The organism is Variovorax boronicumulans NBRC 103145 (assembly GCF_001591345.1).
GTDB classification, from domain to species: Bacteria; Pseudomonadota; Gammaproteobacteria; order Burkholderiales; family Burkholderiaceae_C; genus Variovorax; species Variovorax boronicumulans.
Map to the genome: position 1 here is coordinate 1 of NZ_BCUS01000280.1, position 684 is coordinate 684.

Consider the following 684-nt stretch of genomic DNA (forward strand, 5'->3'; position numbering starts at 1 on the left):
TGGCGGCGGCTGCCAGCGCGCCGGCGAATGCGGCGGTTTCGGCCTGGCTGGCGCCACGCGCGGTGCCCGTGCCCGATTCGTACAGCGGGTTGCCCGGGTCGAGGTCCTTGCCCATGTCGACCACGCGGTTCCATTCGGAGCCCGCGCCGTTGGTCAGCTTGTGCACTTCGGTGGCCAGGCCGTCGAAGGCGCGCACGTCGCGGCGCTTGGCATGGATTTCGAGCAGCTTGAGGTGGATGGCGGTGCGGTCCGGATTCAGGCGCAGCGCTTCACGCAGGATTTCCTCGGCCTGCAGGTCGCGGCCGTAGGCGAGGTAGACGTCGGCTTCGGCGACCGGATCGACATCGCCCGCGTCGAGCTGGCTCGGCGAGTACGACAGCGACGACACGGTGGAATCGCCGCGGTTCTTGGTGTCGACCGATTCGCCGCCGCTGGCGCCGAAGAACGAGTCCTTGGGAATGCGGCTCTCGAGGAACACGCTCTCGCTCATCTCTTCGCGGCGGCGGCCCAGCACGCGGTACAGCAGGAAACCGACCAGCAGCGCGATCAGCGCGGCGCCCGCGAGCATCAGCGGGTTGTCGAGCAGCTCGTCGAGGAAGCTGCGCTCCGGCGGGGGCGGCGGCGGTGCGGCCTTGACCACGGGCTTGGGCGCGACGATGGGCGCGGCGGCGGTTGCAGCGCTGG

The 684-nt window shown here is 70.5% G+C and carries 1 protein-coding gene; it reads right to left on the reverse strand.

What is annotated here, in order from left to right; genetic code table 11:
* On the reverse strand, window positions 1-684 hold a 684-nt coding region (locus tag VBO01S_RS33005), incomplete at both ends, for a type IV pilus assembly protein FimV (protein ID WP_370682216.1).